Annotated in this window: 12 protein-coding genes and 1 tRNA gene; 7 read left to right on the top strand and 6 right to left on the bottom strand. The window is 51.5% G+C overall.

What is annotated here, in order from left to right; genetic code table 11:
• Window positions 1–14 precede the first annotated feature (14 nt).
• The 7 genes from infA to drt3b all read left to right on the top strand — a co-directional run bounded on the left by infA (window position 15) and on the right by drt3b (window position 6,037).
• Complete coding sequence (gene infA / locus KKW20_RS05760) at window positions 15–233, top strand: translation initiation factor IF-1 (protein WP_007205486.1); 219 nt, start codon at window positions 15–17, stop codon at window positions 231–233.
• An 18-nt stretch (window positions 234–251) separates the two neighbouring features.
• Entirely contained in the window at window positions 252–839 is a 588-nt protein-coding gene (locus KKW20_RS05765; protein WP_214566890.1) for a Maf family protein, read from the top strand.
• Window positions 836–1,873: a ribonuclease E/G gene (locus KKW20_RS05770; RefSeq protein ID WP_214566891.1), complete on the top strand. Its 1,038-nt coding sequence runs from the start codon at window positions 836–838 to the stop codon at window positions 1,871–1,873. Before KKW20_RS05765 ends, KKW20_RS05770 begins: the two co-directional genes overlap by 4 nt.
• On the top strand, window positions 1,870–2,064 hold the full coding sequence (locus KKW20_RS05775) for a DNA gyrase inhibitor YacG (RefSeq protein ID WP_214566892.1): 195 nt from the start codon (window positions 1,870–1,872) through the stop codon (window positions 2,062–2,064). Before KKW20_RS05770 ends, KKW20_RS05775 begins: the two co-directional genes overlap by 4 nt.
• A gap of 79 nt (window positions 2,065–2,143) precedes the next feature.
• A tRNA-Phe gene (locus KKW20_RS05780) sits at window positions 2,144–2,218 on the top strand.
• A gap of 335 nt (window positions 2,219–2,553) precedes the next feature.
• Entirely contained in the window at window positions 2,554–3,915 is a 1,362-nt protein-coding gene (gene drt3a, locus KKW20_RS05785; protein WP_214566893.1) for an antiviral reverse transcriptase Drt3a, read from the top strand.
• 37 nt (window positions 3,916–3,952) lie between these two features.
• The gene (gene drt3b / locus KKW20_RS05790) at window positions 3,953–6,037 is read left to right on the top strand and encodes an antiviral reverse transcriptase Drt3b (protein WP_214566894.1); all 2,085 of its coding nucleotides are present in this window, start codon (window positions 3,953–3,955) and stop codon (window positions 6,035–6,037) included.
• Window positions 6,038–6,207: 170 nt separating this feature from the next.
• On the opposite strand, the gene KKW20_RS05795 is transcribed toward drt3b, so the two are convergent.
• From KKW20_RS05795 to KKW20_RS05820, 6 genes are all read right to left on the bottom strand, one after another.
• Entirely contained in the window at window positions 6,208–6,411 is a 204-nt protein-coding gene (locus tag KKW20_RS05795) for a hypothetical protein (protein ID WP_214566895.1), read from the bottom strand.
• Between the two features lie 1,378 nt (window positions 6,412–7,789).
• Window positions 7,790–8,773, bottom strand: coding sequence for an AAA family ATPase (locus KKW20_RS05800; protein ID WP_214566896.1), 984 nt, complete (start codon window positions 8,771–8,773; stop codon window positions 7,790–7,792).
• Window positions 8,770–9,732 carry a DNA-primase RepB domain-containing protein gene (locus KKW20_RS05805; RefSeq protein WP_214566897.1) on the bottom strand — a complete coding sequence of 321 codons (963 nt, stop codon included), beginning with the start codon at window positions 9,730–9,732 and terminating at the stop codon, window positions 8,770–8,772. The genes KKW20_RS05800 and KKW20_RS05805 overlap by 4 nt, the downstream gene beginning before the upstream one ends.
• Window positions 9,733–9,782: 50 nt before the next feature.
• Window positions 9,783–10,007 (bottom strand): helix-turn-helix transcriptional regulator, encoded by a 225-nt coding sequence (locus KKW20_RS05810; RefSeq protein ID WP_214566898.1) that lies wholly within the window; start codon window positions 10,005–10,007, stop codon window positions 9,783–9,785.
• A 102-nt stretch (window positions 10,008–10,109) separates the two neighbouring features.
• Window positions 10,110–10,772 carry a hypothetical protein gene (locus KKW20_RS05815; protein ID WP_214566899.1) on the bottom strand — a complete coding sequence of 221 codons (663 nt, stop codon included), beginning with the start codon at window positions 10,770–10,772 and terminating at the stop codon, window positions 10,110–10,112.
• Entirely contained in the window at window positions 10,709–11,896 is a 1,188-nt protein-coding gene (locus tag KKW20_RS05820; protein WP_246534460.1) for a tyrosine-type recombinase/integrase, read from the bottom strand. Before KKW20_RS05820 ends, KKW20_RS05815 begins: the two co-directional genes overlap by 64 nt.
• Between the last annotated feature and the right edge of the window lie 408 nt (window positions 11,897–12,304).

The raw sequence follows: 12,304 nt of genomic DNA on the forward strand, positions 1-12,304 counted from the left end.
ACTCAGGAGTGAACATGGCCAAGGAAGAACTACTCGAATTCCCCGGTGTCGTGAAGGAACTCCTGCCGAATGCGACGTTTCGGGTCGAGCTAGAGAACGGCCATGAAATCATCGCACATACGGCAGGCAAGATGCGCAAAAACCGCATCCGTGTTCTGGCTGGCGACAAAGTCCAGGTCGAGATGACCCCCTATGATCTGACCAAAGGTCGGATCAACTATCGCTTTAAGTAAGCCGGGTCAGGGATGGGCATGCATAGCCCGAAACTGATTCTAGGCTCTGGAAGCCCCCGAAGGGCCGAGTTGTTGGAACAGCTCGGCCTTCGTGCTGATGATGTGCGTCCGCCGGAAGTGGATGAAACCCCGCAAAAGGGCGAATTGCCGCTGAATTACTGTCGTCGGATTGCGGCCAGCAAAGCGGCTGCGATGTCCGTGGCGGATGATGAAGTCGTCTTGTGTGCGGATACCACCGTGGCGCTTGGGCGCCGGATCATGGGCAAGCCTGAAAACGCGGATGAAGCTGCAAAGTTTTTGCGCGCATTGTCTGGTCGTCGTCACAAGGTGATTACCTCGGTTGTGGTGCGAAATGCGTCCGGCCAGTGGGCAAAAGACGTTGTGACCACGGTGAAAATGAAACGCCTGTCTGATCAGGAATTGACCGCTTATCTTGCCTCAAATGATTGGCAGGGGAAGGCTGGCGGATACGCCATCCAAGGTCCCGCCGGGGCGTTTGTCGCGTGGCTGCAAGGCAGCTATACGGGCGTTGTCGGATTGCCAATCCATGAGACCGCCGGGCTATTGCTCGCTGCGGGCTACCCCCTATACGGAGATGCGCCATGAAGGGCACGATTGTTGCACTTGACCACTATCAGGGCCGCATGGCGGCCGCGCGTATCGTGGATGGAAAGCTGGACGACCTTTTGATCGACCCACCCGAACACTACGCGCTGCCCGGTGCCATTTTCCGTGCCATTTGCGACCGGCCTTTAAAGGGGCAGGGGGGCATGATGCTGCGCCTGCCTGACGGGGAAACCGGGTTTCTGCGTCAAGGCAAAGGGCTCAGCCCCGGCGAGGCTATTTTGGTGCAGGTCACTGGATTCGCTGAGGCTGGAAAAGCGGTGCCCGTTTCGCAAAAGGTTCTGTTCAAAAGCAAATACGCCATCGTGACACCGGGCGCGCCGGGCCTGAATGTCAGCCGCTCAATTCGTGACGAAGAAGAACGTGTCCGCCTGCTGGACGTTGCCCATGAGGTGATGGGCGAGGGGAGCGAAGGTCTGATCCTGCGCTCTGCCGCAGCAGACGCCAGCAGTGACGAGGTTGGCGATGATATCGCCGCCATGCTTGAGCTGTCACAGGCCGTGACAGGCGATGCCGGTGGCACCACACCAGAGCTGTTGATCGATGGGGCCGATACATTTGCCCTGGCGTGGCGTGAATGGGACCAGCCCGACCAATTGGATGATGGCGAAGGCGCGTTTGAACGTCATAACGTGCCCGACCTGATCGAAGAAGCACAAAGCGCGCGGGTCCGCCTGACCGGGGGGGCATTCGCCTTTGTGGAACCCACGCGGGCGCTGATTGCCGTTGATGTGAACACGGGGGGCGACACCAGCCCGGCGGCGGGCCTCAAGGCCAATATCGCCTTGGCCCGCGAGCTGCCCCGCGCGTTGCGGGTGCGCGGTTTGGGCGGGCAAATCGTTGTGGATTTTGCCCCCAGCCCCAAAAAAGACCGCCGCCAAATCGAACAGGTGCTGCGTTCAGCGTTTAAGGCAGATGGGGTCGAGACCTCTCTTGTTGGGTGGACAACCCTTGGCAATTTTGAACTCCAACGCAAACGCGAACGCATTTCCCTTGCTGAAAGTCTGCGCGGATGAGCTGTCCTATTTGTTCAAAAAACACGGATGAGGATTACCGCCCCTTCTGTTCACGTCGCTGTGCGGATGTTGATTTGGGGCGATGGTTGAACGGGTCTTATTGCGTGCCCGCTGAGACTTCTGAGGACTTGGATGAAGCGGCGAATGCCTTGGCGGATGCCCAAAAGAAACTTTCTTCGCGTCCACACTGAAAAAACGGATTTTACCCCTAGACACCCCCGCGCACCGCGACTAGAACCCCGCTACCCGAACGATAAATCGTTCACCCGTGCCCGGGTAGCTCAGGGGTAGAGCAGTGGATTGAAAATCCTCGTGTCGGTGGTTCGATTCCGCCCCCGGGCACCATTTAACTTCTTGATGTTAAACAAATAATTCCGATCGTGGCTGTTGTCTCCTGCAGGCTTCCATTTAGCTGGGTGCCGTTTGGGTGCCTTGAGGTATCATCTAGGCGATGGAGACAATAGGCCTTTGGCTCACTGACATGTTTCCAATCCACGGTTCGATTTAATAGGCTAGCCTCCAACACAGACATTTTTCGTTTGGCTTGGCTGGAACATTTAAAATTTCGAATGATGTTGTCATACCGCGATGGACAATCTGGACGCACAATCTAAGGTGGCATTGTTACGCCGTGTAGCGTCCAGCATTGGGCGTGACAGATATTCGGAGCCAGTCAACTTTTGTTCGATCAATCATTTTCCGCAAAGAACCTTCGTATTATTTCTGAAATCGAGAATCGGCGGGGCTCAAATCGAAGCCTAGAATTTTTCCCGACCGTCTATGATGCGACAGAAATTCTCAAAGAACGAATTCGAGACACGAAGCAATTCCGTGCTGCGCATAGACATGCATATTCAGCTGATGACCAAGCAATATTTGACGATCTAAAAGCGGATCGAGAAACCGCTCGCAAAGCAAGAGATGAAGAGCTGCTCACGTGTCTTTCCAACGTTTCACAGGTGATCTCTCAGAAGGGATTTCGCATCTCAATTCGCCAAGTTGCAGGACCCAAAGGAAAATCTGTCTATGTCATACCTGACACGCCAAAGGATCTCACTGCGCAGTGCTACTATGCAATCAAACAAATTTCGAGAAATATATCTCGTATCTACAAGGTTCAGCAAGCTAACAGAAATCAAATCATTGGACATTTAGGTGACGCTCTAAGCGACGGATTTCCCTATCATGTCATCAAGCTCGATGTTCAAGAGTTCTATGAACGTATCGATCATGAGGCGCTCCTGTCAAAATTGAAAGCAGATCAGCTCTTAAGCGCTACCACCATGCGTTTAATCGAACGCCTACTATGGGACTATGCCTCGCTTGCAGGAACGCCCGGTCGAGGTCTTCCGAGGGGGGTTGGTTTGAGTGCAATCCTGTCAGAACTGTACATGAGAGAAGTTGACGCAAACATCTCATCCATTTCTGAAGTTGCATTTTACGCCCGATATGTTGACGATATTATTGTTCTATTTGCACCAACAAAGGCTTCAAAAACTGACGAATTTCGTGAGAGTCTGGTCAAAGAGCTTACAGCAAAACGATTGACCGTTAATGCAGTGAAGTCAAAAGAAGCTCCGCCCGAAACTTCTCTTACTTATCTCGGGTATAGCTTCAAGAATGTTTGTAAAAAGTCGTGTGAAGTCTTTATGAGCGATGAGAAACACGCGAAATACAAAAAACGACTGAATGCCTGCTTTGTTCGATACCATAGACAAAGAGCTAAACGACCCAAAAAAGCATATAGGTTGCTGGTCAAGCGGATTCAGTACCTTACTGCCAATACTCAGTTAACGCATAGCAAGCAAAATGCATTTGTTGGAATCTATTTTAGCAACCCTCACCTGACTAACTTGGATCAGCTTACACAGCTAGATGACTTGCTGGCGCAGCAAATAGCGAATCTTACTCATAGCGCCAGCCTACAGGCAAAACTTGAGCGCTGTTCATTTAAGAATGGTTATACGCAACAAATTTTTCGTCGTTTTCATCGAGATGGTGAGTTTGCAGAAATAACAAAGGCTTGGCGTTATGGTCAGTAGGCGCTCGATACCCAAAATTTATAGTTACCACAGGCCTTTGCTTTCTGACGTGCTGCCCTTTGAAGTGCCGCCCACCTTCAGCAATTCTGGCTTCTTTGACTTCCTGACAAGATACAACGTTCGGTTGGAGAAAGAGCAAGGCAGACTGCATGTTGTGTGGGAGAGTTCCTCTGACACGCTCGATGCAACGATTTCCGTTCTGTTCAAGACGTGTCGAAAACATGCCGCCGGTTATCAACTCCAAAGCGGTGAAGCCAATTCGATCGCTAACCCCTTCCAACGCCAAATCGTCAGGAATGGTAAGACTATTCATAAACGATACTGGAAGCTTTCATCACAGGCGATGCAAACTCGCCCTTTTGGTTTCGATATTGCCCATAAGGAAAGAGAGTTTCGACGCCTCTCGGTCATCCACCCCAGAAATCAGATCGCAGTTGCAGACTTCTATGATCGGCATAGCGCACAAATTCTTTACTTTGCAGGTCTGAGCGATATTTCGATACGTCACCCAAGTGCGGTAGCGACGACAGTCAAATATTCTGACCGCCTGTATGCCGAGCGAAGGTCAAAAGTACCTGACTCGATTGTGCAAAATTCAAAAGAATATGAGAACTTAGGATCGTTTTTTTCATACAAGCACTACAGCAATATTTTTAAGTTTTTTGAACACTACAAGTATCATAATGCCGAGAAGAAGTTTGATGTCCTTCTCAGGTTGGATGTCGCAAAGTGTTTTGACAGTATCTACACGCATTCATTGCCTTGGAGTACTCTCGGCACATCATCTGCCAAAGACTTCTTGGGTCCATCAAAAGGTACCTTTGGCGGCCGTTTTGATGCCCTTCTGCAAGGGATGAACCAGAATGAAACCAATGGAATTGTCATCGGTCCGGAGTTTTCCAGAATTTTTGCTGAAATTATTCTTCAGAAAGTTGATGCAAATTTTTTGCGTGTGATGCGTGAAAAACATGGGTACGCTCATAGGGAGGACTTTCATGCCTTTAGATACGTAGATGATTATTTTGTATTTTGTTCGTCGTCAGTCGACTTACAACATATTGAGCGCGAACTAGGGGTGGCCCTTAAGGAGATGAAACTGAGTACAAATTCAGCCAAATCTGAAATTGTGCAAAAGCCGATCATAACGGATCTCACAATTGCAAAGAATAGAGTCCGTCACGTGTTCAATGAGTGCATTGAAGTTCTTGAAGCAGATGTCGAAGATCCAAATAATCCTGATGAAACGGTGAGAAAGTATACACCGCGGGTGCGTTCAAACAATCTGATAGTTGGTTTCAAAAGCGTTTTGAAAGAGACGGGTGTAGAATACAAAAACATCTTGAACTACTCTTTCGCAGCCTTGGAACGAAACACTGAGGTGATTTTCACGAGATATGAACAGACTCCGGAACAACTGCGAGATGAGCGCAAGTTAGTTCTGGCGTTGTTGGCCTTGCTGGAGTTTGCCTTCTTTGCCTATGCGGCAGACCCAAGGGTTAATATATCCATACGTCTGGCTCGATTGGTTTCGTCAATTGCCGACAAAATGAACTCTGTAGCGATGAGCCGAGACAGTAAACACCAGGTTTTGAAGTACATCTTCGACAACGTTTCCAGACAGCTACGGAAGTCTTCTTCGAAATATCGCCCAAATGTCGAGGTGATGTACATGATTTTGGCGCTGCGGAAGCTGGGACGGGAGTATCTTATATCTGAGGAAGCTCTGGCTAGCTACTTTGGGCTTGAACGAGATGCGGAATCTGGCAAGTTTTTCGGAACCGCAAAAATCGACTATTTCGCTACTACTGTTGGTCTCTGTTATGCAACCGGCAAGAGCCGATACGCTGGCCTGCGTGCCGCGTTAGAAGAAAACATAGTTCAACGAATTCAAGCGCGCGCGGCATATGTCCACAATGATGCGGAACCGCTGATGGCATATTTGGATTTAAGCTGCTGTCCGTATGTTTCTGCTAGGACTAAATTTCGACTGGCACGGATATTTGGGCACTCGGTGTCAGATTTTAGATCAATAAAGGCTGCCTCACCGTTCTGGTTTACCGATTGGAGAGGCTTCGACTTGTCTATCGCTCTGGACAAAAAACGAACCCGAGAAGTATACTGACAGCAGAGCTTCGCCTAAACTAAATTGCCCGCCGTTCTTTAGGCTATGCGGCACACACACAAGCTCCAAGATCAGGCAGCCTATAAACGGCGACTGGTTACGCTAGCGGAGGGGGCGGACCGCTAGCATATCACTCCCAGACAACTTTTTGGGATACAGAATGACTAAGGTTAAGAATTTCCTATAACCTGTCGTGCTGCTTTCTCCGCAGCAGATCCCTTGACCCATTGCCATGGAGTGCGCGGCTTTCGCGCCTTTGCCAGTTCAGGGTTGGCCTTTGCGTCGCCAACGGCTGCTCGTAGCTTTTCGCGGGCCTCACGCGGGTCGATCTTGAGTTCTTCGCAGAGGGCTTTGAGCGTGATGATGTCCGACATGTCGATCTCCTCGGTTTCTGATGCATGTCGATAAGACGAGGTCAGCAGGTATGTCAGGGACAACCCCACAACAAATCCCTAGAGCATAGGGCGTTGAGCGCGCGTGGCCGCGTTACATTGAGCCAGAGGGCCTCGTGGCCGTGAGGAACGACGTGTTGCGACGAAAGCGCCGCTGACGCCAGTGCTGGCCCCTGTGCGCCGCGAAGACGTTCAATGATCTAGGAATTACCCTGACGCCCACCACTGCTCGATCTTATTGCGCTGTTGCAGCCGCAATCAGCAAAGGAGACCACAATGGTCATACGGGCAACATGGAAGTTTAACGGACAGCAAAAGGTCATACTCGGAAACTGGCACCGATTGTGGTGTCTGCTATTCGGGCCGCTGTACTACCTGTTTAAGGGGATGTTCCTGTGGTCGATCTTGTCACTACTCACAGCCAACGGCCTGTGGATTGGCTTCCCTCTCTACAACCGCGCCATCGTGCTGCGCCATTTCCACCGGAAGGGTTGGGAGCAAAACTGATGTCACAATCGCGCAGACACGGGGTGCCGATCCACCCAAGCAGCACCCAAAACGTCGATGGTAGAATGCGGTCAATTAGTGCCAACGCTGCATGGCCCATTCACATGGTCGGGCGAATTACAGAATGCCGCCGTGGACAGTCCAGCCAATGAGTAAACCCACCCATGCGGCACCCAAATCAGCGATTGCAGATTGTCGTGAATGCGGACCTATTGAAAAGACTCAGATATTTGGTTCCGCCGCACCTCCAACAGCCTGATCAATAGTCCGCGTGTCGGTCTCGGGCGCATCTGGGCACACCGATCAAGGCGAAGACAACAGGTGACCACAGGGGGATGGGGGGAGGCGTTTTTTTATCGGCGCACGCCCTTTAGACGGATAAGGGGTCATACACGCTGCTGAGATTTTGGCTCCTCAGTCGAACGCTAGCAGCCTCACGCCTACGCGCGCGTGAATACACACCTAAACACACTTTCTATGACTATTTATAATGATTACAACACACTAACACCTCTGGTAGCCTTCTTTCTTATGTTGCGCAATGACACTGGTTTCCACAGATATATTGATAAATAACAATAACTTAATGGCTCTGGTAGTGAGCGGTGTACTCACACGCAAGGCTGCCAGAGGTATTAAGTCATTGTTACTATGTGATAATGCCATAGACGCTTGATTTGTGTATACCCCCACGCGCGAGCGACTTACGTTGACTTGGTTCCTAGCAGATTTCAAGAACGTCAAGATCGCCAAGGGCGTCATGCATGATCGTGACGAACTTGAGGGATCAAGTGCGCCAAAATCATCGATGGCGATGTTGGCGTTCTTGGCGCACTTCATACCCTACCTGTGGTCATTCTTCGTCTGGCAACGACAGGAACCAACCTGTCCTCTTCTTCTTCGGCCTGACGCCCAGAGATCGCCGAGCGCGCTCCAAAGTTTTGGGGGCGATGTCACGTGCAGCAGCTTCTTTTTCGACCTTGGTGGACGGCTCCGGCCCGTTCTTGAGAAATACGCGCAGGAACTGGGTCGCTTCATCCAGTGCCGACATCCGGGGCGGACCATCAGAAGAAATCAGGTCATCGATTGTGATGTCTGACGGCCCCAGCCAATTCAGGGAAGCCCTGCCTCCTTCTTCACCAATAATCTCATAGCTTTGAGTTTGCCCCCGAACGGCGATGTTATGCTTGATGTGGACAACAAGCTTGGTCGAACTGTCGCTCGGATGCTCGCACACTAGAAATGCTGACCTTGCCGCGCCAATCACATCCATAGAACCACCCCCTTGATAAATGGCCTTGCTGTGCTTGGCCTTTGTCAGGTGCCGGATGATGACGACAGCCGTTTCACCAGCTTCGGCAATTTCTTTCAGGAACGACAAGAGCTGCCGGATCACGTTGGGTTTGTAGATATCCTGTCCAGCCGGAATGTAGGCGAACAAGGGGTCGAGGATCAGCAGGTCTGGTGGTTTGCGCTTCACCTCTCGCATCAGCGCTTGCAGACCTTTTTCGTCCAGAGACAAGAAGTCACCCTGAACCCGAATGCGTGAAGGATCGCCCCCCATCGCATCGATGCGCGGCCTGATCGTATAGGCTGCGTCATCCTCCGCGCTGAGGTAAAGGACGCGACCACGCCCCAGCTTTTGCCCATCGGGTAGTTCCCCACCTATGCTGACCTGTACGGCTAGTTGCATGGCGAGGAACGATTTGCCCACGCCGGGGTCGCCCTCCATGATCGTTATCATGCTGAACGGGATGAACGGTTCCCACAGCCACTCAACTTCCTTGGGGTCGATGGTGTCCAGACCGACAAATAGCGCCTTTTTTTCTGAGGTCATTTTGCACCTTCTTTCTTCGCGATGATGCGAGACACCTCGGTTTCTAATGTCTTAAGGTCGTCGCCATACTTGTCTCGAAAATACGGGCTGTTCCAAACCACGCTGGCGATCTCGTCCAATGTGGCATTCGCCTCAAACAGCCCAGCAATCAGCGCATATATTCGGTTTGACCGATTGCCTGCCTGAACTTGTTTGTGTCGGATAAGTGAGCGCGTCGAAGCATTTAACTTGGCTCGGTGTTTTTTCAGAACCTCCAATGGGTTATATGCCAAATGATCCATAGCCAATGCTTGGTAAGAGTGCTGATAGGTTCGTCCGTTGTCTGGCGTTGGTTCGGGGCGTTCTGCAACGCGGTTCCAGTTTCGCGAAACCAACTTGACGAACGGCTCATCATATTTGGGCTTGTGGTTGATCGAGCCGGGAACGCGTAGCATCTTGGTAATGGTCCAGCCATTGTCGCCCCCATGTCTGTCAGCAAGCGAACTTGAGAAACGTTCGGCGTCTTCTACGTTGTGCCGCTTGTCCCAAAGCCATAGACCTTGAAAACGGCCCGGCGAGGTTTCCCACAGATGATTTGGCTTTGGCTCATAAGCGCTGGGATCGCTATCGTCGATGTCGCACCAAGCCAGCCTTGTGGGAAGCGCAAAATCTGTTTTGCGCCGGTCGACCGAAAATGGGTTTGGACAAAAGTAAAGATTGAAGTCCCATCGCGAGTGAGCATTCAGGAACCTGTTTAGGCCAACACTGACATCGTTGGCCCTGACAATATGTTCTCGCCAGTGGTTGCCGTCGGGATCGGTTGTGGCGACAAAAAAGAAGCTGGGCTTCGGAGCACCTTTCCAAATGTCATGCAGGAACCCCAGCATGCTTTGGTGGATGACGCAGTCGTCGTTGTAGTCCTTGAATGCATATGGATGCCCTTTGCGAGGGCGAGCTTTTGCTTTCACGCGAGTTCGCATGTTCTGTCCTTTCAATTTTTTGGAGAGGTCAGGGCGCTATGCGCCCTATATCAAAATTCGGCGTAATGCGTGCGAGAGCGTTCTTCGGCGCGCTCAGCGAGCCACTGTTCGATCTCATTCAGCAGCCATGCGACGCTGGTGCCAGCGAGGCGCACACGGCGAGGGAAACGCCCACGGGCCTCCCAGTGCAAAAGCGTACTATTGCTTACGATGATGCCAAGGCGCTTAAGATCAGCGCGTGTTGCAAGGGCCTTTTGCCCGTTCGAAATGTCCATTGTCTTTTTTCCTTCTGCATTGTTGCGTTTGCGAAGGAGCGCTCCGACAAAACAGAAGATGGATCAGGTTGGGTCACATTGCGAGCGAAGGTCCTGAAGGTCTCAACTCAAAGTGCGCTGATTCTTTCTTTGGGCACTTATAACATCTTGAATTTGAACGTTTAGCTTGTCGTTTTGGTTTGTAATCTCAAAATAGAACCGGCGAACGTAGTCTGGAACACTACCTGACATGTTGCCAATTTCAGTGTCCCAGTTTCCGCGTGACAAAGGGAGGTCAGGGAAATGCTGGTGAAGGTCGGCAAGCGCATTAAAAACGATATCGTGCTTGATTTCTGAGTTGTGAGAAATGTCTTGATCAATCTCCGCAGCAAGTGTGCCCGAAAGACGTAGCCCTGCCTGTTTCAGCTCATTTAAGGATTGGCGCAGGTGCTTGATTTGCTCCGGCTCAAGTTGACAGCCATTCTCCCAATGCGCGAAATTTGGAAGGTTCTGTTCGAGCAGCGCCTCTTCAAGTTTGTTGCAAGGGCTGATCACATTGCGCGACAGCCATTCGATCCGTTTGGTTAGCGACTTGTCAAAAGGGGCGATGTCAAACGAACTAGGCATGGCCCTGATCTTGGCTCGCATTGCTATGCCACGATCACTTATGGTGTTCCAGAATTCAGGAAACTGTGGTTCGTCACTGATCCTCAGAATGGCCGCTATTTCGCGTCGGCACTCGTCGCCGAAGGCTTCTGCACAATCCCCATCAGTTCGTTCGCCCATTGCTCCAGTGCCTCACGTTTTTCGTTCAAATATGTATAACGATTGTAGGTCGCGCCGACGCCTGAGACGACTCCTGATTTGTGATTAGTTACGGCGTCGATCACGTGGGGCATCACACCGATCTTCGCCATACCCGTAGAGGCCGTGCGTCGAAAGTCGTGGAAGCGCCAGTCTGGCGTGTTCTCAGGTAGAATTGTTTCGAGCCGCTCTTTGAGACGCCCAAAACCAGAAATAGCAGAACGCCCAGTCGTCGTGAACACGAAGTCACTGTCGAGGAACCTGTGCAAGGATCGCAGGATGTTCACGGCCTGTGGAGGCAGGGGGACGATATGCAACCGTGCGTTTTTCACACGGCTGGCTGGAAGTTCCCAAATACCTTCATCGAGATTGAGTTCAGACCAGCGCATGTCAGACACTTCTGCCCGTCGCTGCCCGGTCATCATGAGCAATTTGAGAAACGGCCCGAAAGGGTAGTCTTCATTTTCAGCTTGTCGCCATATCGCGCGAATTTCGTCATCATTGAGCACTCGATCACGCTGAACCTCACGCGTCGGCGGCCTGAGGAGAGCCACAGGTGATGTTTCAATATCGCCACGCATCACACACCAGTTCATGAGCTTTTTGATTGCTGAGAGCGCCCGATTTGCGCGATATGGCGTACCGTTGGCGATGATATCGTCCAACACCTTGGTCACATCCTGCCGCTTGATCTGGTCAATGGGCCGGTCTTTCAAACCGTCGAACTTGTGCAGAACGCTTTCGGTCCGCTTCCAGTCCTTCGTGTTGGGCTTGGCATGAAGTTCGATGAACTTGGGGATCATCTCGCCTAGCGTTTCAGCCGATGCCTCGGAAACCGCAGATGGTTTCTCAAACTCGCCCAACTCGACATCACGGGCGATTTCCATCGCTCGGCGTCTAGCGTCGGCAAGGGAGACCGCAGGGTATGGGCCGATTTTGATACGTCGGCGCGAACCGTTCGGACGGACCATCGTGTAGAACACCTTGGCACCTGTGGTCGACACACGCACATGCAGGCCGTTTACTTTTTGGTCGCGCACCTCGTACCGTTTAGCGGTCGCTGGAGCCAGCGCGTCGAGTGATTTTGTTGTCAGTATCTGTGTCATACGAACACTGTAAGACACCCAGAATCCGCGTGTCAGGGTATGGTTTGGGGCAACATCGTTGAGAAGGAAGCGTCCTGAGTGAAACTGAAAAGAAATGGGCAGGCTACTGATTCAACCTAAAGGGTGGCGCTGGCGAAGTTTTCGGCCCTGTTCAATGCCGGCACCAACCACTCTGGTCGTTCGCCATCGTATACCTCGTCTATAAACCATAGAAAGGTACACATATCTTTCGGTCTAAGTGCGAGGACGAAATTTACAAATTGCTCTCTTTTTGCAAGGTGATCGGTAAGCGGTGCGCTGCCCCCACCTTCCAGACGACAAGCTGATCTGCGAGTCCGTTTCCACGTGTAGATTTGGAATGGAGGCGGCGTTGGTAGGACATATAGAGCACCATATGGAGGACATTGG

The organism is Aliiroseovarius lamellibrachiae (genome assembly GCF_018599245.1).
GTDB classification, from domain to species: Bacteria; Pseudomonadota; Alphaproteobacteria; order Rhodobacterales; family Rhodobacteraceae; genus Aliiroseovarius; species Aliiroseovarius lamellibrachiae.